At 53.6% G+C, this 23904-nt stretch carries 20 protein-coding genes; 6 read left to right on the forward strand and 14 right to left on the reverse strand.

Annotation, left to right across the window (positions count from 1 at the left end; genetic code table 11):
* Window positions 1-115: 115 nt before the first annotated feature.
* Window positions 116-1396: a stationary phase inducible protein CsiE gene (gene csiE, locus KWG64_RS03800; RefSeq protein ID WP_218520949.1), complete on the forward strand. Its 1281-nt coding sequence runs from the start codon at window positions 116-118 to the stop codon at window positions 1394-1396.
* Here csiE and KWG64_RS03805 read toward each other — a convergent pair.
* Window positions 1393-2553, reverse strand: a complete 1161-nt coding sequence (locus KWG64_RS03805) for a 3-phenylpropionate MFS transporter (RefSeq protein WP_218520950.1) — start codon at window positions 2551-2553, stop codon at window positions 1393-1395. The genes csiE and KWG64_RS03805 overlap by 4 nt on opposite strands.
* A 163-nt stretch (window positions 2554-2716) precedes the next feature.
* Entirely contained in the window at window positions 2717-3970 is a 1254-nt protein-coding gene (gene glyA, locus KWG64_RS03810; protein WP_195815491.1) for a serine hydroxymethyltransferase, read from the reverse strand.
* Window positions 3971-4370: 400 nt separating this feature from the next.
* Here glyA and hmpA point away from each other — a divergent pair, with 400 nt between their 5' ends.
* A complete protein-coding gene (hmpA, locus tag KWG64_RS03815) occupies window positions 4371-5615 on the forward strand; it encodes an NO-inducible flavohemoprotein (protein WP_255562080.1) in 1245 nt (414 codons plus the stop codon).
* Window positions 5616-5691: 76 nt separating this feature from the next.
* Here the strand turns inward: hmpA and glnB are convergent, their stop codons facing one another.
* From glnB to KWG64_RS03845, 6 genes are all read right to left on the reverse strand, one after another.
* Complete coding sequence (gene glnB, locus KWG64_RS03820; RefSeq protein ID WP_013574351.1) at window positions 5692-6030, reverse strand: nitrogen regulatory protein P-II; 339 nt, start codon at window positions 6028-6030, stop codon at window positions 5692-5694.
* A gap of 153 nt (window positions 6031-6183) precedes the next feature.
* Complete coding sequence (gene glrR / locus KWG64_RS03825; protein WP_218520952.1) at window positions 6184-7521, reverse strand: two-component system response regulator GlrR; 1338 nt, start codon at window positions 7519-7521, stop codon at window positions 6184-6186.
* The gene (gene qseG, locus KWG64_RS03830) at window positions 7518-8294 is read right to left on the reverse strand and encodes a two-component system QseEF-associated lipoprotein QseG (RefSeq protein ID WP_255562070.1); all 777 of its coding nucleotides are present in this window, start codon (window positions 8292-8294) and stop codon (window positions 7518-7520) included. Before qseG ends, glrR begins: the two co-directional genes overlap by 4 nt.
* A gap of 31 nt (window positions 8295-8325) precedes the next feature.
* Window positions 8326-9762 carry a sensor histidine kinase KdpD gene (locus tag KWG64_RS03835; protein ID WP_195824840.1) on the reverse strand — a complete coding sequence of 479 codons (1437 nt, stop codon included), beginning with the start codon at window positions 9760-9762 and terminating at the stop codon, window positions 8326-8328.
* Between the two features lie 588 nt (window positions 9763-10350).
* On the reverse strand, window positions 10351-12297 hold the full coding sequence (mrdA, locus tag KWG64_RS03840) for a penicillin-binding protein 2 (RefSeq protein ID WP_195824841.1): 1947 nt from the start codon (window positions 12295-12297) through the stop codon (window positions 10351-10353).
* Window positions 12298-12441: 144 nt separating this feature from the next.
* A complete protein-coding gene (locus tag KWG64_RS03845; RefSeq protein ID WP_255562071.1) occupies window positions 12442-12840 on the reverse strand; it encodes a hypothetical protein in 399 nt (132 codons plus the stop codon).
* A 371-nt stretch (window positions 12841-13211) separates the two neighbouring features.
* Between KWG64_RS03845 and KWG64_RS03850 the strand changes: the two genes are divergently transcribed.
* A complete protein-coding gene (locus KWG64_RS03850; protein ID WP_255562072.1) occupies window positions 13212-13958 on the forward strand; it encodes an alpha/beta fold hydrolase in 747 nt (248 codons plus the stop codon).
* Window positions 13959-14026: 68 nt separating this feature from the next.
* On the opposite strand, the gene KWG64_RS03855 is transcribed toward KWG64_RS03850, so the two are convergent.
* The 4 genes from KWG64_RS03855 to KWG64_RS03870 are packed head-to-tail and all read right to left on the reverse strand — an operon-like array spanning window position 14027 to window position 19002.
* A complete protein-coding gene (locus tag KWG64_RS03855) occupies window positions 14027-15040 on the reverse strand; it encodes an ABC transporter substrate-binding protein (RefSeq protein ID WP_218520954.1) in 1014 nt (337 codons plus the stop codon).
* Window positions 15041-15047: 7 nt separating this feature from the next.
* Window positions 15048-17180 carry a TonB-dependent siderophore receptor gene (locus tag KWG64_RS03860; RefSeq protein ID WP_218520955.1) on the reverse strand — a complete coding sequence of 711 codons (2133 nt, stop codon included), beginning with the start codon at window positions 17178-17180 and terminating at the stop codon, window positions 15048-15050.
* Between the two features lie 14 nt (window positions 17181-17194).
* A complete protein-coding gene (locus KWG64_RS03865) occupies window positions 17195-17956 on the reverse strand; it encodes an ABC transporter ATP-binding protein (protein ID WP_195824846.1) in 762 nt (253 codons plus the stop codon).
* The gene (locus KWG64_RS03870; protein WP_218520956.1) at window positions 17953-19002 is read right to left on the reverse strand and encodes an iron ABC transporter permease; all 1050 of its coding nucleotides are present in this window, start codon (window positions 19000-19002) and stop codon (window positions 17953-17955) included. Before KWG64_RS03870 ends, KWG64_RS03865 begins: the two co-directional genes overlap by 4 nt.
* A 362-nt stretch (window positions 19003-19364) precedes the next feature.
* Between KWG64_RS03870 and KWG64_RS03875 the strand changes: the two genes are divergently transcribed.
* The 3 genes from KWG64_RS03875 to KWG64_RS03885 all read left to right on the forward strand — a co-directional run bounded on the left by KWG64_RS03875 (window position 19365) and on the right by KWG64_RS03885 (window position 21565).
* Window positions 19365-20615 carry an MFS transporter gene (locus KWG64_RS03875; RefSeq protein ID WP_218520957.1) on the forward strand — a complete coding sequence of 417 codons (1251 nt, stop codon included), beginning with the start codon at window positions 19365-19367 and terminating at the stop codon, window positions 20613-20615.
* Window positions 20616-20750: 135 nt separating this feature from the next.
* A complete protein-coding gene (locus tag KWG64_RS03880; RefSeq protein WP_218520958.1) occupies window positions 20751-20954 on the forward strand; it encodes a hypothetical protein in 204 nt (67 codons plus the stop codon).
* A gap of 473 nt (window positions 20955-21427) precedes the next feature.
* On the forward strand, window positions 21428-21565 hold the full coding sequence (locus KWG64_RS03885; protein ID WP_165058520.1) for a hypothetical protein: 138 nt from the start codon (window positions 21428-21430) through the stop codon (window positions 21563-21565).
* A 641-nt stretch (window positions 21566-22206) separates the two neighbouring features.
* Here the strand turns inward: KWG64_RS03885 and cspA are convergent.
* Together cspA and KWG64_RS03895 are read right to left on the reverse strand one after the other, a co-directional pair.
* Window positions 22207-22419 carry an RNA chaperone/antiterminator CspA gene (gene cspA / locus KWG64_RS03890; protein WP_101076387.1) on the reverse strand — a complete coding sequence of 71 codons (213 nt, stop codon included), beginning with the start codon at window positions 22417-22419 and terminating at the stop codon, window positions 22207-22209.
* Between the two features lie 365 nt (window positions 22420-22784).
* On the reverse strand, window positions 22785-23855 hold the full coding sequence (locus KWG64_RS03895; protein ID WP_195824967.1) for a DUF1615 domain-containing protein: 1071 nt from the start codon (window positions 23853-23855) through the stop codon (window positions 22785-22787).
* Window positions 23856-23904 lie beyond the last annotated feature (49 nt).

Below are 23904 nucleotides of genomic sequence, written 5' to 3' on the forward strand. Positions count from 1 at the left end.
TATCTGTGATCTGAGTTGTAAGCCGGAGTAAAACCCAATGCCGGTGCCTTATCGCGGGCAGTCGCTTTGCTATGCTTGACTAATAATTTCACACGCCATCATTACAGAAGGTGATATGACCCCAGAAAAACAGCCCTCTCCAGCGCTTTCCGCTACGCAACGTCGGTGCCACGTGTTGCTGATGCTGTACGCGCCGCTGACGGCGGTTCAACTGGAAATCATCAGCGAAATAAACGGCGTCGGGCTGAGCACGACGTGGGAAGATCTGGCCGAAGTCACCTGCGAAATCCAGCGGATCCACCATCTGGATGTGTTGCAGTACAGCGAAAAAGAGTGCCGGATCCAGGGCGATCAGCTCGCCCAGCGCCTGTGCCTGTTTCAGGGATTACGCCGCACATTGCGCATTTCTCCTGATTTCGTCTCCCGCCATTTTATCCCGTGGCTGCACATCGCCTTTGACGGCCAGACCTGCCCGAAGGTGGCACTGAGAAATGACATTCTCGGCGTCGTGATCGAAGACTGTTCGTCGCTGCTGCCGAAAGCGCTCAGCCAGCACGATCGCCAGCTGATGCAGATTTGCCTCCAGTATTGTTTATGGCAAAACGACCGGCCCACTGGCTTAAATTTCACGGAACAACAGCGCCGCTGGCTGCGGGAAAAACCGGAATACGCGGCAGCGCGTGAAATTTATGTTCAGCTGCAAAGCCTCAGTAACGGTTTGCTGGATGACTGCGAGTGCGAATTTTTTACCCTGATGCTGCGCATGCTAAAAAACCACAGTTACCAGAGTTCCGGTTCGACGGAAGATCAGCGTCTGCTGCTGGAAATTGAAAATATGGTGGCGCGCTTTCAGGAAATCGCCGGCATGAAATTCAGCAGCTACGAAGGGCTGGTCGGCCAGCTTTTCGCTCATCTCGGCCCGGCCATTGAGCGCTGCCATTTCGGTATTGGTATCGATAATCTGATGCAGGAAGAAGTGAACCGGATGTATCCGCGTCTGGTGCGCACCACCCGCGAAGCGCTGAAAGGGTTTGAACACGAATATCTGATCAGTCTTTCAGAAGATGAAATCGGGCTGGTGGCGATTACGTTTGGCGCCTGGCTGATGCAGGGCAATGCCTTGCAGGAAAAACAGATTTTGCTGCTGACGCACAACAATCCGCAGCTGGAAGAAGCGGTCGAGCAGCAACTGCGCGAAGCCACGCTGCTGCCGCTCAATATCAAGTATCAGACGCTTGCGGATTTTTATCAGTTCGGCGCGCCGGGCGGCGTGGCGATGATTGTCACGCCTTACGCCATCCGCAGCACCGACGCCGATCCTTTAGTCATCCACACTCAACTGCCGCTGGCGAAAGAGCAGCGAAAACGTATCCGCTCGCTGCTCGAAGCTCCCTAGCTGGCTGTCTCAGCCGGCGCTGAAGGTGTGACATTCGGGCGCAGGAAAATCGCCGGAACCGCCAGCACCGCCATCACCCAGAATAATCCAGCGTGAAGATGCTCGAACAGGAAGCCGGAAACCATCGTCATAATGGCCACTCCGCCGCCCATCGCCAGCGCGGAATAAACCGACTGCAACCGTATCACCTGATCGCGCGGGCGCGAAGCGATGAAGCGCATACCCGCCAGATGGCAAACGGTGAACGTGCCGCAGTGCAAGATCTGGATCACGATCAGCCATGGCAGCGCGGTAAATTCGCCCATCATGCCCCAGCGGACAACACCGCACACCGCGGATAACAACAGCAAGTCCCGCGCCGACCAGCGCCGGAACAGCTGATGGCTGAAGGTAAAGACAAGAACTTCCGCCACCACGCCCAGCGACCATAAATAGCCGATGGTCGTTGAGGAATAGCCGACATCCTGCCAGTAAATCGCGCTGAATCCGTAATACGCCGCGTGCGCGCCCTGCAATAACGTGACGCACAGCAGGAACCGCCAGACCGGCGTTTCGCCCAGTAACGCTTTCCACGAAATGGTCGGCGCTCCGCTTTCGCGCGGTTCCCCCACCGGCTTAACACTCGGGCGCAATAGCATGCCGAGCAGCATCGCCGCGATGCCCGCCGTCAGCGTATACAAAATCGCGTTATGGCCGTAAACCTCAACCAGCTTGCCGGTGACCGCAGAACCGATGACGAACGCAATCGATCCCCAGACGCGTACTTTGCCGTAATCCATATTGATCTGGCGTTGCAGCGTCCCCGCTAATGCATCCGTCAGCGGCACTAACGGCCCGAAGAATAAGCTAAAACCGGCAATGTTGATCATCAGCCATGCCCAACCGTTGCCAAACCAGAACCCGACGGCAAACGCCAGCGTGAGCAACGCAAGAATACGCAACCCGGTAATGAGATGAGACGGGTCTTTAATCGACGGAGAAATAATTAACGTGCCGAGAAAGCGGGCGACTAAACCGGCACCGAGCAACAGGCCGATGCTTTCGGAGGAAATCCCCTCGCCTTTTAGCCATAAGCCCCAGAAGGGAAGAAAAATGCCGTAACTGAAAAAATAGGTGAAATAACTGAGTGCAAGCCAGCGCGTGGAACGCAATTCCATAAATCCTCCGGTGTGAGGCCAATACTTTGACAAAGCTCACAATCGCTAGCAATCCGCAGACAAATTCTGACTTCCATAATGTCTGCCAGCTCACAAATTCTGATACATGCCCATAAAAAAACCCGCCGGAGCGGGTTTTAGCAGCTTAACGGCTCCGCAAATATTATGCGTAAACCGGGAAGCGTGCACAGATATCGAGAACTTTCTGTTTAACGCGTTCGATAGTCGCTTCGTCGTTCACGTTGTCCAGCACGTCACAGATCCAGCCAGCCAGTTCACGGACTTCAGCTTCTTTGAAGCCGCGACGGGTAACAGCAGGCGTACCGATACGTACACCAGAAGTGACAAACGGGCTCTTCGGATCGTTTGGCACACTGTTCTTGTTCACGGTGATGTTCGCGCGGCCCAGAGCAGCATCGGCTTCTTTACCGGTCAGGTTTTTATCGACCAGATCCATCAGGAACAGGTGGTTGTGCGTACCGCCGGAAACCACTTTGTAGCCACGATCCAGAACCACAGCAACCATCGCCTGCGCGTTTTTAGCAACCTGTTGCTGGTACGCTTTGAACTCAGGTTCCATCGCTTCTTTCAGTGCTACCGCTTTACCGGCAATCACGTGCATCAGCGGGCCACCCTGGCCGCCAGGGAAGACGGCGGAGTTCAGTTTTTTGTAGAACTCTTCGCTGCCGCCTTTCGCCAGGATCAGACCGCCGCGTGGGCCAGCCAGCGTTTTGTGCGTAGTGGTCGTGACGATGTGTGCATGTGGAACCGGGTTCGGGTAAACGCCCGCAGCAATCAGACCGGCAACGTGTGCCATGTCGACGAAGAAGTACGCGCCAACACTGTCTGCGATTTCGCGCATTTTTGCCCAGTCAACGATACCGGAGAAGGCTGAGAAGCCGCCGATGATCATTTTTGGTTTGTGTGTTTCGGCCTGACGTTTAACGTCGTCATAGTCGATGTCGCCGCTTTCGTCGATGCCGTAAGGCACCACGTTATACAGTTTACCGGACAGGTTGACCGGCGAACCGTGCGTCAGGTGACCGCCGTGCCCGAGGTTCATCCCCAAAATGGTGTCGCCCGGTTGCAGCAATGCGGTGTAAACCGCGAAGTTAGCCTGTGAGCCGGAATGTGGCTGAACGTTAGCGAAATCAGCACCGAACAATTCTTTTGCACGGTCGATAGCCAGTTGTTCAACGATGTCGACGTACTCACAACCACCGTAATAACGTTTGCCCGGATAGCCTTCGGCATATTTGTTGGTCAGCTGCGAACCCTGAGCCTGCATAACGCGCGGGCTGGTGTAGTTTTCTGACGCAATCAGCTCGATATGTTCTTCCTGGCGAACAACTTCTTTTTCCATTGCTGCCCACAGCTCAGCATCATAATCGGCAATGTTCATTTCACGCTTTAACATCCGCATCTCCTGACTCAACAAACTAAAAATAAACGCCCCTTCCGGGTTCTGCGCAACAGTGTAAATGTTTAGGCCGCCTTCGGATAGGGTCAGTTTCAGGTTTTTAAGCAAACGATTGGCTCCAGATGCAGCAAGGCTTTGATCTGCGAACCTCTGCCCATAATCAAGGGAATTTTATTCACCTGAACATGGTCAAATTTCAGCTTTGTGAGATACCGCTCACCGGAAAATAGCCCTACCCCTTAAGGGGGTGTTTACAGAAATTGTGGGTTTATATAAGATGCATTTAAAATGCATGTTATTATTTTTCATTCTAAATAGCCTCAAAGTCATTGGAGCTGCGGCAAGGCGGCAATCGAAAGAATTCCGATGAGCTGACCTGAGTCAGTAATTCGGATTCCTGAGGGCAGCTAACGCAGCAGCAGTTTCAAGGACGAAGAGGAAGGAGTTCACTATGCTAGATGCACAAACTATCGCAACCGTTAAATCCACCATTCCTTTGCTCGCGGCAACCGGCCCGAAACTGACGGCTCACTTCTACGATCGCATGTTCGCACACAATCCCGAGCTTAAAGACATCTTCAATATGAGCAACCAGCGCAATGGCGATCAGCGTCAGGCGCTGTTTGATGCCATCTGCGCTTATGCGGCGAATCTCGAAAATCTGGCGGCGCTTTTACCCGCGGTGGAACGTATCGCTCAGAAACACACCAGTTTTATCATTCAGCCGGAACAGTACAACATTGTCGGTGAACACCTGCTGGCAACGCTGGATGAAATGTTCAGTCCGGGTCAGGAAGTGCTGGATGCGTGGGGCAAAGCCTACGGCGTGTTGGCGGGCGTATTTATCAATCGTGAAGCAGAAATCTATAAAGAAAGCGCCGAAAAAACCGGTGGCTGGAGCGGCACCCGTGAATTCCGCATTGTGGAAAAACAGCCGCAAAGCGAACTGATCACCTCTTTCCTGCTGGAACCCGCTGATGGCAAGCCGGTGGCAGATTTCCAGCCGGGGCAATATCTGGCGGTCTATATCCGCGATGCTTCCCTGGAAAATCAGGAAATCCGTCAGTATTCCCTGACACAGGCACCGAACGGCAAAACGTACCGTATCGCGATTAAACGTGAAGGTCAGGGCGCGGTTTCTAATTTCCTGCATAACTTTGCGCTGCCGGGCGACATTATTCACCTCGCCGCGCCGCACGGTGATTTCTTCATGGATGTCAGCGAAACCACGCCGGTCTCGCTGATTTCCGCCGGTGTTGGTCAGACGCCGATGTTAGGCATGCTCAACACGCTGGCGCAGCGCGGCCATAACGCGCCGGTTCAGTGGCTGCACGCCGCCGAAAATGGCGCGGTTCATGCGTTTGCCGGTGAAGTGAAAGATGCGCAAGCGCATCTGCCGCAGCTGGAAAGCCATGTCTGGTATAACCAGCCGCAGGAAAGCGATTTACCGGGAGAAGATTTCGAGTTTCAGGGCTTGATGGATCTGAGTAAAGTCAGCGATAAAATCAGTAATCCGGCGATGCACTTCTACCTGTGCGGGCCGGTGGGCTTCATGCAGTTTGCCGCAAAACAACTGCTGGCACTAGACATTGCCGAAGCCAACATTCACTACGAATGTTTCGGCCCGCATAAAGTCATCTGACGTTGAGAATACCCGTGCTGAAAAGCAAAAAGGCTGACGCAATGTCAGCCTTTTCTGTTTCAGACTCTGAATGAAATCAGATAGCCTCTTCGTCCTGCTCGCCGGTGCGGATGCGGACTACGCGCGCCACGTCGAACACGAAGATTTTGCCGTCGCCGATTTTGCCGGTCTGCGCGGTGGTCATGATAGTTTCAACACAGGTATCCACGATGTCATCTGCCACAACAATCTCGATTTTTACTTTTGGCAGGAAATCGACCATGTATTCCGCACCACGGTACAGTTCGGTATGACCTTTCTGACGGCCAAAACCCTTCACTTCGGTCACGGTCATCCCGGTGATCCCAACTTCAGCCAGTGCTTCGCGGACGTCGTCGAGTTTGAATGGCTTGATAATCGCATCAATCTTTTTCATGGCGGACCCTTATAATCATTCGTTTGCTCTCCGCCTTCCTGAGCGGCAGCATGGTTCACAGTCTGGTTTCGGATGCCGGAGCATGCGAAGGCGCTAAAGGTATCATAGTTCAGCGGCAGGAATGTACCCGATGCCGCTGAAAGTAAATTCCCGTTACTCTTTAAAATCCGTGGCTTCCAGCTCATGGCGGGAAAGCAACTTGTAAAATTCGGTGCGGTTACGCCCGGCGATACGCGCCGCCTGCGTCACATTGCCTTTGGTTATCTGCAAAAGCTTACGCAAATAATTCAGCTCGAACTGGTTTCGCGCATCGGCAAAGGTCGGCAGCGCGGTGTTCTCGCCTTCCAGCGCCTGCTGCACCAGCGCTTCGCTGATGACCGGCGCAGAGGTCAGCGCCACACATTGCTCAATCACGTTCACCAGCTGGCGCACATTGCCCGGCCAGCTCGCCGCCATCAGCCGTTTTAGCGCATCGGTGGAAAAACTGCGGACAAACGGCTTGTGCCGCTGCGCTGCCACGCGAAGCAGATGGTTTGCCAGCAGCGGAATGTCTTCCGCCCTTTCGCTCAGCGCCGGCAATTTCAGGCTCACGACATTCAGACGATAAAACAGATCTTCGCGGAACTCGCCTTTTTCCATCGCTTTGGGCAAATCACGGTGCGTGGCAGAAATAATCCGCACATCGACGTCGATATCCTGATTGCTGCCCAGCGGACGAACTTTGCGCTCTTGCAAAACACGCAACAGTTTGACCTGCAATGACAGCGGCATGTCGCCGATTTCATCGAGGAACAACGTTCCGCCGTTCGCCGCCTGGAACAGCCCTTCACGGCTGCTGACCGCACCGGTAAACGCGCCTTTGGCGTGGCCGAATAATTCAGATTCCAGCAACTGTTCCGGCAACGCGCCGCAGTTAATGGCGATAAACGCATTCTTTCCGCGCGGGCTGGCACCGTGGATTGCCTGCGCCAGCACTTCTTTGCCCGTGCCGCTCTGGCCGTTAATCAGCACGCTGACGTCAGACTGCGCGACCATATTGGCCTGTTCCAGCAAACGCAACATCAGCGGGCTGCGGGTCACAATCGACTCGCGCCAGCTTTCATCCACCGACGGACTGGACTGCGCCAGCGCTTCATCAATGGCTTTATACAGCGCATCGCGATCGACCGGTTTGGTGAGAAACCCGAAAACGCCCTGCTGCGTGGCGGCAACCGCGTCGGGAATTGAGCCGTGCGCCGTCAGAATAATGACCGGCATTCCCGGCTGAAATTTCTGGATTTCAGCAAAAAGCGCCATGCCATCCATTTCATCCATGCGTAAATCGCTCAGCACCAGATCGATTCGTTCACGGTGCAATACGCGCAGCGCTTCGGCCCCGCTTTCGGCGGTTGTGACACGAAAACCTTCACTGGTCAGACGCATGCCCAACAGTTTTAACAGGCTGGGATCATCGTCCACCAGCAATAAACTGGCTGCTTTACGTATCGTCATTTTGCGTTCGATTCCTTTGGAGGCGGCACGTAGGTTTCTGCCGGTTTCACCGTGGATCCGGTGGCCGGTTTTGAAGACGAGGTCGCGTCGTTGTCCGGCAGATCGCCCTGGATCTGCTTACGCGAGGAAAGCTGACGCTCGATATCGGTCAGGTTTTCCAGCTTGCGGCGGGTATCGGCTAAATTATTTTCCAGCACCAGCTGTTCGGCAGTCATCTGCTGAAGTTTGTCTTCATTAACGGCCTGCTGGCGTGCGTTGCGGGCTTTTTCATCGCCGAGCACAACTTGCAGATTCTGACGCTCACGCCACAGCTGCACCAGCGGACGAATGGATCCCGGCATCTGGCCGCGGAATTCGCTCACTTTGGCCAGCAATGCGCGGCGCTGTTGTTGATCCGGTTCAGCGCCCGACAGCAGGATGCTTTGTTTGAATGCCTGCTGCCAGTGGGTCGCCGAAATCTGCTGCGCCTGGAAACGCGCCTGCGCATCGCTCATACGATCGGCGCAATCCATCGCCCGCAGCCAGTACAGCGAGTTGGTAATCGCTTCGCTGTCATCAAGCGTCCACAGGGTTTCGCAGGGTGCGATGCGGAAGTCGATTACTTTGCTGTCAGGGACAATCTGGTCGGAAACTTGCTGGTAATAACGGTTATCGGCGGATTGTGGCACACAGCCCGCCAGCGCCAGTGGCGCACTCAGAAGGAGAACCCGGCGGCGAGCCACGGCGCGCACAAGACGGGAAACGGATTTCGACATAAAGGTTAATGCGTTCATTGGCCGCACCAGCCTGCAAATAGGATCATTATCAGTTTTTCTCAGCCGTCAGGGGCAATTCAATGCGAAAACACACGTCCGCATCTTCAACGGCAACCAGTTGCAGCTCTCCATGCATGCGACGAATGCAGTCCTGAGCAATGCTCAATCCCAGACCGCTGCCTTTTACAGCCCCTTTTCGTTGCTGGCTACCCTGGTAAAAAGGTTCAAAAATCATCGCGCGCTCGGCTTCGGGGATCGGGGTTCCGGTGTTTGCCACCTCAATAACCACCCGCCCTGCTTCTTCCCGGCTGCGGACCCAAATAGTACCGGATTCAGCCCCGTAGTGCACCGCATTGGAATAGAGATTATCCAGCACGCGCTTAAGCAGTGTCGGTTCCGCCAGACATTGTGGCGCTTCGATAGCGACTTCGCTGCGGATCTTCTTGGCCCGCGCGGGCAGACTGTTAGCTATCACAACGTCATTCACTAAGATTTTCAGATCGACGGCCACGCTCAGCGCGGGCGCATCCGCCAGTTTGCGGTTGTAATCGAGCAGTTGTTCGATGAGCGTTTGCAGGTGACGGCTGCTGCTGTTAAGTATCGCCACCACGTCTTTTTGATCCGGCGTCAGCGGCCCGGCGACTTCATCGGCCAGCAGCTCCGTGCCTTCGCGCATGCTGGCGAGTGGCGTTTTGAGTTCATGGGAAATGTGACGTAAAAATTCGTGGCGCTGTGATTCCAGCCACGCCAGGCGTTCACTCAGCCAGACGATACGCTGCACCAGAGAACGGATTTCGCGCGGGCCTTTAAACCGCGTGACGTCCCCCAGATTACGCCCTTCGCCCAGCCGGTTGATCATTCTCTCCACGCCTTTCACCGGCCCGATAATCATGCGGGTAAACAGCACCACCAGCGCGCCGCTGAGCAGAAACAGCACCAGCGCCTGCCAGCCAAAGAACTGGCCGCGTTCGGCAATCGCACGCTGAAGTTGCTGGCCGCGGGAAAAGACCACTTCACGGGTCGCCTGAACCATTTCGGCATTCGTGCGTGAGAAGTTTTCCAGCCGCGCGGAAGAGTCATTATCCGGGGCATTATTGTGGCAGACGGGTTCGGTCAGCTGCGTCAGCAACGTGCGCAGCGTCTGGTAATAACGTAAATCCGGCAGGACAGAAGCGTGTGCATCCAGCAGCTGCGAATATTGTTTATGCTGATTCTGATAAAGGCGTGAAAGCGTCGGATCGTCGAGAACGCAATACTGGCGATAGCTGCGTTCCATTTCCAGCGCGATGCTGGACATGGATTCGCTGCGGCGCGCATCGCTTAATGTCGTGCGGTTAATGTGCGCCGCCTGACGGCTGAGCTGGTCGAGGCTGTCATAAGCCTGCCAGGCCAGCACCAGTAAAGGCAACAGGACTAACAGGAACGCCATCAATACCAGCTGGCGTAAAGAACCGGGGAATAAACGTCCTCTTTTCAACGCATTCATCTCATTTTCCGCAGATAAACCATGCTAACTGACAACGGTTTGAACAGCCAGTGTGTCACGGAGATAGTGAAAGAGGATTTGAAAGAAACAGGAAGTATTCGAAGAAGTGGTGTTGCTGGATATCCTGATGGATATCCAGCAAACCGGAAGAGGTGGTGCCTCACTCAACGTGTCGTTCGATGCTTGATAACGTGCTTGCGCAACGATTATCGGTCGGGTGAACGATAGGCACCGTTTCTTTGGCGTCATTCGGGCATTATGAGCATATCAACGCTTTCGCGTGTGCAAGTCATAATCAGGTGAATGAGCAACTGCCAGAATATAGCACGAACCGTGCCAGTTATAACATTTAAATTACATTACACTGATAAATAACAACTTTTATTTATCAGTGCAGATCTCATTCAAAAAATGGCTGCGATCTCTGCCTATAAATCACGCTTGCTGTCGTCATTTCCCAACATGTTTTTTACTTAAATATAAAGTTGTTTTTAATCAGTTGGTTAAATGTCGCCAAATGACGACACGATAAACCGCATCTGTCGCCATTTAATGACATCACGTTATCAGTGATTTATTAAGAGCCTGTCAGTGCTCGCTGAACCCCAGTGAATTCGGGGTGGGTACCGGTTGTTCACAGTCTGCCGGATTGTCTGCTTTCGCCGGGTCACACATCGTGGCCTGCGGCGGCAGGAAGATATGGTCAAGAATGGCACGCGCCGTCGGCCCGGCGACCACGCCATCGCCCCCGCCGTTTTCCATAATCAGCGCCATCACCACCGTCGGATGTTTATAGGGCGCAAATGCTGTATAGAAAATATGGTCACGCAAGCGGACAGGCGTCATTTTGGCGTTATAGACCTGATTCTCGCGCAGGCTGAATACCTGAGACGTCCCTGATTTCGCGGCTATCTGATAAGGCGCGGTGTGGAAGAGTTTATAACCGGTACCGTTCGGGAAATTCGCCATTCCGAACATACCGTTTTTCACTATTCCCCAGATTGGCGATTTGCCATCGGCAATTTGCTGGGTCGGCGGCATTTTATAGGGCGTGATCACTTTGCCGCTTTTTGAAGAATAGAGCAGATGCGGCGTTTCGAGTTTGCCGTTATTCACCAGCGCGCTGAGCGCACGCACCATCTGGATTGGCGTCGCAACCCAATAACCCTGGCCGATGCCCACCGAAACGGTATCCCCCTGATACCAGCCTTTTTTATGAACCTTCATTTTCCATTCGCGGCTTGGCAGAACGCCATTATATTGCTCGTCGAGATCGATGCCGGTGGACTGCCCGTAACCGAACTTGCTCAGCCAGGTATGAATGCGGTCGATGCCCATTTCATACGCCACCTGATAGAAGAACGTATCGGCGGATTCTTCAATAGCTTTGGTGACATTCAGCAAGCCGTGGCCGGTTTTCAGCCAGTCGCGGTAATGACGTTCGGTGCCCGGCAGTGTCCAGGTCGGTGCGCCGAAGAAAGTGGTTTGCGGCGTAATCACCCCTTCAAATAAGGCAGACGTTGCCATGAACGGTTTCACCGTCGAGGCCGGAGGATACAACCCCTGCGTCACGCGGTTAATCAGTGGCAGATCCGGGTTTTTCAGCAACGCGCTGTATTCCTTACTGGAAATTCCGTTCACAAACGGATTCGGATCATAACTCGGGCTCGACACCATCGCTTTGATGCCACCATCCCGCGGATCCATCACCACTACGGCGGCGCGCTGCCCTTTCAGAACTTTTTCGATGTACTGCTGTAAACCAAGATCCAGCGTCAGGTAGATATTTTGCCCGGCCTGCGGTGGCACTTCTTTGAGAAGGCGCACGACGTGCCCGTGGTTATCCACTTCCACTTCCTGATAACCCGTGCGGCCATGCAGGATATTCTCGTAATACTTTTCAACGCCCTGCTTACCAATATCGTGGTCAGCCGCGTAGTTCTCCGAGATGCCTTCTTCATCGAGACGTTTCGCGTCTTTATCATTGATTTTCGATACATAACCGACGACATGCGCCAGCTCCGCACCGTACGGATAACGCCGCTGCTGATAAGTGCTGATGGAAACACCGGGGAAATCAAACTGGTTCACCGAAAAACGGGCGACTTCGACGTCAGTCAGCGCCAGTTTTAACGGGATCTGCGCAAAGTGACGGCCATGGATCATCGCGTCATGGAAGCTGTCCAGATCGTCCTGCGTCAGATCGACAATCGGTTTCAGGGCATTCAGGGTCGCTTTGAGATCCGGCACTTTACCGGGGATTACCTGAATCTGGTAAAGCGTAATATTTTGCGCCAGCACCACGCCATTGCGGTCCATGATCAGCCCGCGGCTCGGGGCGATCGGCAGCATTTTGATGTCATTCTGATTCGAGCGGGTCTGGTAAAAATCATGCATTCCGACCTGCAGATGATACAGATTGAAGACCAGAGCGGCAGACATTAAGGCCACAACCAGAAACGCGATCACGGCGCGACGAACGAAAAGGACGGACTCGGCGGTATGGTCGCGGATTTCGTCGTTAAGTAAGGCCATAAGCGGGCAAATACCTTTATTGTCTGCTTCTTGAAGCGGGCGAAAAAAAGAAAAATTCGGGGCTGGAAAAGTGCGCAAGGATAGCCCGTCGGGAAACGGGCGACTATAAGAAGTGTGCTAATGAAGTGGCAGGAGTGTTTCTATTTATTTCGCTGTATTCACCTTGCAGTCGCCATACACATAACCTTCGGTTTGCGTCGCAACCACAAAGCTGTCTTTTACGTGGATATACATCAGGTTATCCTGCGCACCGGCTTTCATCGGCTGATTGTCTTTACCGATAATGTCCGTCAGTTCCGGGCTGGTCACCATTTTGCTGCCGTCCGGGGAAAAGCTGAACGTATTCCCGGCGTCATAAACACGCGCATCTTTATTCACAACTTCAGAAACATCATTGCCATCATCAGACTGCGTATGATGCGTTAAAACACATTGATACTGCGTAACAGCCGATGCTGGAAACGACGCCAGCGCCAAGACAACCGCCGCACAACCGCCTAACCTGACCATCAGATAAATCCATAAAGTGAGCAAGAGTTCCATGCTATCACTTGGCTGCCCGATGAAAAGAGCCCGCAAAAGATATTTTCACGGGCTAAATACTTTAAGGCAAATTCGGGACTGCACGCGGTTTGATCGGCGATTATTTAGACAAAAATGAAACTTCACGCAGATGTTCTGCTGACGGTTATCGCTACTGCAACCCTGCCGGAGGGGGGGAATATTCCAAAATTTAACTGAAACAGAAATCTGATAAATGAATGCGTGAGCACTTCGCAGTAAAACTAATGGGTTTGTTCGTTTACTTGTTTTTTGTACTGCTGCTCAGAAAAATCCTGCCTATAATCCGCAGATTGCACTTGAGCAGTTAACAAAGGATTGAGATGAAATCTTTCAAAGTACCCGGAACGGAAATGATCTTACGTTTCCATGAGTTGTCAGGTCTGGGCGTTCCGCTGGTCTTTATCCACGGCCTGGGATGCGCGGCATCCTGCGATTTCCCACGCGTCGCGACCGATGCATCACTGCGCCCGCGTCGTTCGTTTCTGCTGGATTTAGCCGGTTCCGGTTTCAGCGATAAACCACAGGATTTCAGCTACAGCCTGCAGGATCACACGCTGTGCATCATCGCATTACTGGAAAGCCTCGGGGTGCCGCAGGTGAATTTAATCGGCCACAGCATGGGCGGCAGTATTGCCATCATGGTGGCGGCGCAGCGGCCTGACCTGATTCAGCGCCTGATTGTTGCGGAGCCGAATCTCGATGCAGGCGGCGGAATATTCAGTCGTGCGGTCGCGGAATATTCAGAAGAAGACTATCTGGCTAAAGGCCACGCGCATCTGATTAATGTCGCCGTACGCAGCAATGATCCTGTCTGGGCAGGGTCGATGAGCGTGTCATCTCCGCTGGCCATTCACCGCCAAGCCGTCGGGCTGGTCAATGGAGAAGCGACGTCGTGGCGCGAACAGCTCTATAACCTGGAAATGCCGGCCACCGTTTTGTTTGGCGAGTTTTCACTGCCGGAACCTGATGTCGCGATTTTGCCGCAGCATGGCGTGCATACCGCCGTGGTACCGCAGGCAGGCCATTCGATGATGTGGGAAAATCCCACCGGCGTCGCGGCAGCAATCAATGCGGCGCTGAATGCAGAAGTTTTATAATCTTCCTGACGCACTGAAAAAAACGAGCCGTTTAAGACTCGTTTTTCATTTATGGCCCTGAGGAATACTCAAAACTCTCCCGCGATAATCTTCTCAGCTTCCTCTGGCGTCAGCGGATAATCGAAGAACCGGCGGTAGAAATCCTGCGTCGCTTTCACAATATCCAGCGTCGGGAAAAGCTGCGGATGCAGTTTTTGTGCGACCCACTGGATCTGTAATGCCGTTTCGGTACCGTAGCGATCCCACGGGAAAACGCCTGCCGGATTTCGCCACACACGCCCCGCTTTCACTGCGTCCAGCAATGCAAACTGGCTGGCATAAGCGGAGGTTGAAATATCCCCGGCGCTGGCCGCCAGAATGATCACATCCGGTTGCCACGCCAGCAGTTGCTCGGCAGAAACCGGCTGCATGTTGCCCTTCAGCCCTTCAGCGGCATTCCGGCCACCGGCGACGCGGATCCACTGATCAATCAGCGTATCGCTGCCATCCACTTTTAGCGGATTAAGTGACTGAATGTGCAGCACCCTCGGGCGTTGCTGTTGGGTCAGATTTACCGTTTTTGCGCTGATGGCCTGAAGATTGTCGTCAAGATAATGAATGTAATCTCCGGCACGCTGCGCCGCCTGAGCCGTTCCCAGCACCTGCGCTGTTGTGCGCAGGGAATGTTTCATTGAATCGAAATCGGTAAATTTCATTTCGACAACGGGTAAACCCGCCTGCCGCAAAGCCACTGCATCCCGGTTGCCTGCGCTGACAAACACCACATCCACTTTTTCCGCCAGCAAACTTTCGGCATTAAATGTGGTGCCTTTTACCGACAACGCCTGATTCAGCGAAGGCTGAACGCGGAACATCCACGGCTGGCTTTCCGGATGATTGACCGTCGCCACAATCTTGCCGCCCGCGCCCAGTGTCATCAGCAAAGAATGATGTGCGTACCAGGCGTCGGCGATCCGGTCAGTTTTCGCGGGCAGAATAACCTGATGCCCCGCGTCATCAGTCACTACACGGGTGGCGCTGTAGCCGCCCAGGCTTAACAGGCTCAGCGCGCCCGCCAGAATCAAACGTGTCGATAATTTCATTTTATCCTCAGAACTCGAGTTGCATGGAAACCTGCGCCATACGCGGTGCGCTCAGCTGGGCGGACGCATTGCCCGCGCCGCTGTAGCCGTTCAGGCCGCCCGGCACGATGTTGGTCCAGTAATGGCGGTTAGTCAGGTTGGTCAGGTCAAACCGGAACGTGGTGTTGGTATTGAACAGGCGCGTGCGGTAGCTGCTGCCGGCGTCAAAGACGGCGTAACTGCCGACCCAGTTGTCGTTGGCATTGTCTGTCGGACGTTTGCCGACGTAATGCACATTGGTATCCAGATCCAGACCTTCGACGGCTGGCACACTCCAGACGGTCAGCAGGTTTGCAGTCACGCGGGATAACCCGACGATCTGTTTGTTATCGCTTGAAGAGGACGCCGTATCGCGCAGTTTCGGATCGAGGATCGTCACGCCGCCGTAAATATGCACGTCGCGGCTAACGTTGCCGTCGGCCATCAGCTCAAGGCCACGGTTACGCTGATTGCCGTCGTTGGCGAATTCGCCGTCTTCCAGCGTGTACGCAAACGGGCGATCAATCTGGAACAGCGCCGCCGACAGATTGGTCTTGCCGACGCGCAGTTTGCTGCCGACTTCAATCTGTTTGCTGCGGTATGGCGCGGTGATTTGCCCGGCGTTGGTCGAGCCAGCCGGCGCCGTGTCGCCCTGCTGCAGGCTGTCAGCATAGGTTGTATAGAGCGTCAGATTTTCAACCGGCTTATACATCAGGCTGGCTGAACCGCTGAAACCGCTGTCGTTCGAATCGCTGTTGCGCTGACGGGTTTTTGCGTAGTTGGCAGAGGTGAGGAAACTTTCGCTGCCCGACACCAGCAGGCTCCATTTTGGCGAGAAGGTCAACGTGTCGCCGACGGAAAACGCCTGCTGGGTACTGGTTGCGGAGTGATAACGGTTAGAGAAGTCTGGATAGGTCGGTTCAGGGAAACTTTGCAGATTAGTAATGTTTCCGCTGCCCAGTGTCGCCGTTCCACCGTTGATCGGGTTATAGTTTTTCCACACAAAACCGCGCATACCGAAAGATAAATCATGCTGTAGCCAGCCGGTATTCACTGAACCGTTCAACGTCGCCATATAACTGTTGATCACAAAACGGGTCGCCGTGGCGCTGGATACCGTAGTTTTGTAATCCCCTTTGTTGCTGACCAGCGTATTGGTCACCGCCGTCGACTGACGGTCAGCCACCTGATGCAGGAAACCGATATCAGACTGCCAGTTGCCATCAAAATCGTGTTTAAGATGAGCGCTGTAAGTGCTGGTGTGGTTGTCATTCCCGGCATACGTTTGCCCCAGGTTACGCTGCGTCGGGTTCATGGCTTTCGGGAAGGCCACGCCACTTGCCAGCGCAAACGTGCCCGGCAAGCCTTTTTCCTCATAACGGTAATAGCTGAAATTGGTTTCCAGCACGGTTTGATCCGTCAACTGAAAATCCAGCGCCAGACTGGCAAGCTGACGTTTTTTGCGGCTGCCGGAGGCATAGCTGCCACCCTGATCGTTGAGCAGATTCAGCCGGTAGCGGACACGTTCGCCATCATCAAGCGGACCGCTTAAATCCAGCGCCCCCAGACCGGAAATCCCGGTGCCCATTCCCAGCGTAATGCTGTTTTTAGTGGTATATCCCGGGCGTTTGGAAACGAAGTTAAACATCCCTGCCGGGTTTGCCGGGCCGTAAAGCGATCCCGCCAGCCCGTTCAGCACGTCAATCTGCTGGAACTGCTCGGCCGGATAATCTGTGGTGGAGACGACGTTCAGGCCGTCGATCATAGAATTTTGCACCACACTGCCCTGGATCCCGCGCGTCTGCGGACGGGCACCGTCACCCTGTACGGACGGCAGATATTTATAAACGTCTTTGACGCTTTTTACCTGCTGGCGGGTAATGATACTTTCCGGCACAGAATGCACGGAGTACGGCGTATTCAGCACATCACGTTTGCCCAGAACGCCGACGGTCGCGGTTTGTGAATCTGAGGCCGAAGGGTCACCCGCCGCCGTTTCCGCATTTTTCGCATTGCCATTCACAGTTATCGTGTCGGACGTTATTGCGGCCAGCGCAGAACCTGCAGACAACAGAAGACCACAGGCGCCAGCCACTAACGGCGCTTTTATTTTTCTTTGCATTTGTAATCAATCCCTTAAGGAATAAAAAAACGATGTCCGCTGTTCAGGTCGATTTGTTGTACCTGTGCCTGATAAATGCGGGAAATCAGCGCGCTGTCCACCACATCGGACGGCGCACCGTCGGCTATCAGCCGACCTTCATGCAGCACCAATGCCCGGCTGGCGGCCATCAGTGCGTGTTCGGGTTGATGTGTAATCATCAGCAACGTGTAGCCCTGCGAGGCGAGAGTTTTCAGCTGCGAAAGCAGATGCAGCTGGTGGCCGTAATCGAGGCCATTCACCGGTTCATCAAGCAAAATCACCGGTGTGTCCTGCACTAATGCGCGGGTGATCAGCACGCGCTGGCGCTCACCGCCGGAAAGATGGGTGTAAATGCGCGAAGCAAGATGCGCAATACCGCTCTCTTCAAACGCATTTTCAACGCGGGAAATGTCCTGTGGCGAAGGGCTGCGAGCCAGGCCGTTCACCGGCAACCTGCCCTGCATCACGACCTGCCAGGCGGTAAACGGAAAATGCGGCTGATGATGTTGCGGCACATAAGCGATATGCCGGGCGATTTCACGGCGTTTCATGGTTTCCAGCGGTTTTCCCGCCAGCCGGAGACTGCCGCTTGCCGGTGATAACAGCCGCAAAAGCAGTTTCAGCAGCGTGCTTTTCCCGGCACCGTTAGCCCCGAGCAGCGCCACGCATTCCCCGGCATAAAGATCAAACGAGATATCGCTGAGCAGCGGGCGCTGAGGCAGTGAATAGCAGAGATTGCGTGCGGAGATAATCATAGCCAGCCCCGGCGGACGTATTTCAGCAAAGCAATAAACGCCAGCGCGCCGAGCAATTCGGTAATGATCCCCAGCGGAATTTCCCCCGGCGCCAGCGTGCGTGCCAGCCCGTCACACAGCAGCAAAAAACAGCCGCCGAGGCACACCGAAACCGGCAGCAGCCAGACGTTACTCGCGCCCACCAGCAGCCGCGCCAGATGTGGGATCAGCAAACCGACCCAGCCGACCATGCCCGCAATGCTGACGGTCAGGGCAGATATCAGCGTCGCCAGCACGATAATGCCGTAGCGATAAAAACGAACCGGAATACCGAGGCTGTAAGCTTCATCTTCGCTGAGCGTCATGACGTCCAGCACCCGTCCGAGCCCCGCCAGCAGCGCAATTGCGATAACCAGCACCGGAGCGGTCACCCATAGTGCGTGATTATCTACCGCACTCAGACTGCCCAACATCCAGTAAACAATGGTGGGCAGCTGATCCTGCGGATCGGCGACATACTTGACGATCGACAGCAATCCGGTGAACAACGCATTACTGATAATGCCGCCCAGAATCAGCATAAGAATGGACGGTGAAGCAAACAGGCTGGCAATCGCCACGCCCAGCATGACCGCCAGTAAACCGGCCACGCAGGCCAGCGCGGGGATCCACAAACCGTTCAGCCCGAACACAATGCTGAGCGACGCACCAAACGCACAGCCGCTCAGCACGCCGAGTAAACCGGGCGACACCAGAGGATTGCGGAAAACGGCCTGATAAACCGCGCCGGAAACGGATAAACCGGCACCGACCAGCACCGAAGCCAGAATACGCGGCAGACGAGAATCGAAAATGATGTTGTGCAACAGCCCATATCGCGGTGCTGATGCATCTGCGTGGAAAAAACCAATCAGCTCAACAAATGAAATCGGATATCGGCCAATCGTCAGTGAATACATGATTCCGCCCAGTAACAGCAGCAGGCTGAGAATAAAAATCCGCGATGGCGTCAGAATACGGGCACGCTGAAAATGTGACGCGCCCGCCCGTTCCGCTGAAGAAGTCATTTAATTAGCACTGAAAGTAAAAAGTGGAAGTGCCGGAAGGGTACGACCAAATGACCGTGAGCACAACGTTATGTACCAAATGATACAACGAAAGGTTTGTAACAAAACTTGTGAGAATGCACGAAAAGGTTAATTGAAGGATTAGTGATCCAGATCAACTAAAACCCGCGCCCCGCAAGGGCTGCAGCCACGTTTTAAGTCCAATTTCAGGGCGTTTTTGGCGCAAAAATGGCGACTCATACCTTGTGAGATGCATTTCATTCCACAACTCATGCATCTCACGCCGCAAATGAACTGCGTTTATTTGCGGGGACTATCATAGCGTCAGTTAATTGAATCTACTTCGCTCGGGAGAACCCGCTATGAGTGACAAATCTGACATGCAGAACACCAACCGTACCCGCTGGCTGACACTGGTCGGTACCATTCTTACTCAGCTTGCTCTGGGTTCCGTTTACACCTGGAGCCTGTTCAACGGTCAGTTGTCCGAGAAGCTGGGCGAACCTATCAGCCGCGTGGCACTGACTTTCGGGATCCTGAGCCTGTGTCTGGCCCTCGCCTCTTCTGTCGCCGGTAAACTTCAGGAGCGTTTCGGTGTACGTACCGTGACCATCGCCGCCGGTTTACTGATGGCCGCCGGGTTCTTCCTGACCGCGCATTCTGACAATGTGATCATGTTGTATATCAGCGCCGGTGTGCTGGTCGGCCTGGCGGATGGCGCCGGTTACCTGCTGACACTGACCAACTGCGTAAAATGGTTCCCTGAACGTAAAGGTCTGATTTCTGCCTGTTCAATCGGGGCTTACGGTCTGGGCAGCCTGTTATTCAAATTCGTTTGCGGGCATTTGCTGGCAACCGAAGGCCTGCAAAACACCTTCATGATTTGGGGTGGCGTGGCGATGGTGATGGTGATTGTTGGTGCGATGATGATGAAAGATGCGCCGAAACAGCAAACCGCCGATGTGACCCGCGAAGAAAACAGCCTGAACGACAACAGCAACGACAACCGAGATTTCACGCTGGCTGAAGCGGTGCGCGCTCCGCAATACTGGATGCTGGCGCTGATGTTCCTGACAGCCTGCATGAGCGGTTTGTACGTGATTGGTGTGGCAAAAGATATCGGCCAGAGCCTGGTTAAACTGGACGCACTGACCGCCGCGAACGCCGTGACCGTGATAGCGATTGCGAACCTGAGCGGCCGTCTGGTTCTGGGTGTTCTGTCTGACAAAATGCAGCGTATCCGCGTTATCTCCATCGCGCAGATTGTTTCCCTGGCCGGTATGAGCATGATGTTGTTCACCCACATGAATGAAACAATGTTCTTCATCTCCGTTGCCTGTGTGGCCTTCAGCTTCGGCGGTACCATCACCGTGTATCCTTCACTGGTCAGTGATTTCTTCGGCCTGAACAACATGACCAAAAACTACGGTCTGCTGTATCTCGGCTTCGGTATCGGCAGCATCTTCGCCTCTCTGGTGGCGTCTCTGTTCGGCGGCTTCGCGGTAACGTTCAGCATCATTACCGCACTATTGATCGTATCACTGGTTCTTTCTGCCACGATTCGCTTACCGAATAAATCAGAAGCCGGTCATAATACGCTCCAGCACGTGTAAAGCAGCAGCTGTACGCATCATAAATGATGAACGGGAGCATAATTTGCTCCCGTTTCTTATGAGTAAAGCATATAAAGCCGGCTGCTGATTCACGAAAACCCTATGAACAAATGTGAACAGACCGGACACCCGTTAATGAAACGCACCACCCTCGCTCTTTTCAGTCTTATGCTGGCGATGACCGCCATGAACAGTTTCGCCGTGTCTTACCCTTCCAGCGCACAGGAAGTGGCTTCTGAACTGAGCCGCAAAGCCAGCGAAAGCGGTTCCCGCCCGTCCACTACTCTGGACTCCAGCGCGCACAGCAAACTGACTTCCCGCAGCGACTACCTGAAATAAGATCACAAAATCCGCCCGTACTCCGGTAAAGTGTCTAAAATTAGAACAGATAATTATCCATACGGATTATATGTTTGTTATAATCACGGCTCGAAACCGATCATTCGGGCGATTTATTCCGCAACACGCACAAGGAGTGTGAAATGAAGGCAACAGCATTTTGGTTAATCATGGCGGGCGGTTCTGTCGGAATCGGCTACGTGATGGCATTGATGATGGAACTTTTCTAATCCAGCAACGTTGAACACCACGGATAAATAAGGACATTTTATGGCATTTTACAGCCCCAAACGCATCATCCTCTACACCGCTGCGGCGATTGCGCTGCTGGTCATCGTCGGCCTGGTCACTTACTTCACCGTCGGCCACTTAGGCGCTTAACGCCTTTCCAAGGTTTTGCCCTGCCCGGTGGCGATACTTCGCGTATCGCCGCATAATGCTGCCATTCACTGTAACAAACGGAAGGGAAAATCATGACCTGGAAAGGATTAATGATTGTTGCTGCGGTTATTGTGCTGGCGAGTATCGGCTCTGAGTCTCTGATACAGAAGGGAATTGCGATGGCTGACGCCAAAATTGATCAGATCATTGGTCATTACGCAGACAAATAAGGCTTACATCTACTGGAGTAACATTACCGGACAATGACAAAACCATACACAGCGTTTGTTATCTTAAATCCATCAAATGTTGTGTGATGTTCCTGTGTTAAGTCCCTGTGTAATACCCCTGTAGAACCCTGTTATTTTGCCCGCCGTGTGCGGGCTTTTTTTTGGCTTTTTTTCAGGAAATTTTTAGATTTTGAAACACAGACACCGTAGCCAGTTCCCGAAATCATTTTGGGTGGGATCAAGGCGGCAACGGAGCGAATCCCCGGGAGCATACAATAAGTAGGTGACTGGGGTGAGTGAAGGCAGCCAACGCAGAGCCAGCCCAAAGGATGAAGGGAATTTGCCGGTGCTTTCCCGGCTGTCACATTATGGCGTAAGCGTTCATCGTACACTCCAACATTACGCGGCCTGAGCGCGGCCTTGTCACAACAGAAAAAACGGCTAAATAAATAAAATAAGCGAACCGGCTTTTCTGTTGTGGCTCACGAAATAATTCTGGAAGCTTTTAAATAATAAACCCCGGCGTTGGCCAGGGCTTATTTTTGTCATTATTCATGTCGATATTGAATTAATTATTCTGTCTGCTCCGGGTTATCCCATCTTCGCTATTGCAGAGTGATTACTTTCAATATCTGGCGACATTACAGAACGACAACGTTACCGGCAGATGGGCCTTTCTGACCTTGTTCGATGGTGAACTCAACGTTCTGACCTTCGTCCAGGGTTTTGAAATCATTGCTCTGGATTGCAGAGAAGTGAACGAACACGTCTTTGCTGCCGTCTGCAGGGCTGATGAAACCGAAACCTTTACCAGCGTCGAACCATTTTACTAAACCAGTCATTTTAGTAGACATAGGAAATACCTTCTTCGTTTTTATTTTATGATGCCATAGGGCAATAGAGGTCTGTTTTTATTTGAAATACTTATGGATGCATCAGAGAAGGAAATTCGTCGGAGAAAGGATTTGCTATATCACTTGAACCAGGAACTACTTTACTAAAATGTCTTACATAAATAGGTCTTAACTACAAACCGTTGACGCTATTTACACACAGGGGGATTTATTAAGCAAGCTTTTATTTCATCGCTATTATATTGACGCAATTTATATTCGTCGGGAAATAACGCGCAGCCCGCCGCTGACGGTGGCTACAGGCTGATGATAAAACATAAAGCCTGCCGGAAATCAGCAGGCTTTAAGATTATTCTCCCGGCGGATTACCCGGCAGATGCGCGTTTCATGCAGTCCGCGCGACGTCCGTCTACCCGTTTTGCGAACCACGCAGTGGTCAGCTTGCGGGTGATTTTCGGGCTTTCCAGCGTAATCCCCGGCAGCAACTCGCGGGGCTGACGCTTACCGGTGGTTTTATCCGCCAGCGCATAAACCTGTTTGTACAAGCTGGTTTCCTCAAACTCCGGCTGCTCGCCCTTCTCCAGCGCTTTACGGATGGCGGAATGACTGATGTCCAGCCGCTTCGACAGCGTTCTCACCGCCAGCTCCGTGCCGCCCGGTTTATCGGTGCCGTAGTTAATCAGATCACCGTCCAGCGCCAGCGGAATCCCCGTCACCTTGCTCACCGCGCTCTGGAAAGCCGCGTTCCGGCTGGCGTACCACCCGGCATTAAAATCAGCAAAACGGTACAGCGGCTGGGAATAACTGGCCGGGTATCCCAGCAGATGCTTCACGCCGAAATAGACGCCGCCGCGACGGCTGAACACTTCATTGCGGATTGTGCCGTCAATTTTGTACGGATAGCCTTTGGCATGTTCTTCGGCAAACGCGATGCTGACCTGCATCGGCCCGCCGGTATGCACCGGATTCAGATTCCCGAACAACTTCTGCCCCATCGGCACCATGTTGATGAAATCATCAAAAATGGCGCTGAGCTGCTTCTCGGTTTTTACGTTATCCAGCCGCTCGCTGTAGGACTTTCCGTTCGGAGATTTAATCAGCAGCGCGGTGTGAACCAGGAAATTCGGCACATGAACCGCATCCGCGCGGCGATCGATTTCTTTCCACGCGATTTTTCCCAGCCCCGGCACCGGTGCATCGGCATTGAAATTCGATTCCTGCTGCGCCACCGCCAGCACCGAACAGATATTTTCCGTCGTCGCCGGAATACCCTGCGCGGTGAAAGCGGCGGTAATGTCCGTCGCCCAGCCTTTTCTGTCCGGTGCGGAAGAGGGCATCAGCCGCACGATATCGGCTTTGACGTCACGGGGATTTTGCACCGGCGCTTCGGTTTTCTTTCCCGTTGTACATCCGGCGAGGATCATCACAGCCAGCATCACGGCAGATTGGTCAATTGAAAATCGCTTTGCGTTCAACGTTAAACAT

The organism is Rahnella sp. PD12R (assembly GCF_019200965.1).
Lineage (GTDB): Bacteria > Pseudomonadota > Gammaproteobacteria > Enterobacterales > Enterobacteriaceae > Rahnella > Rahnella laticis.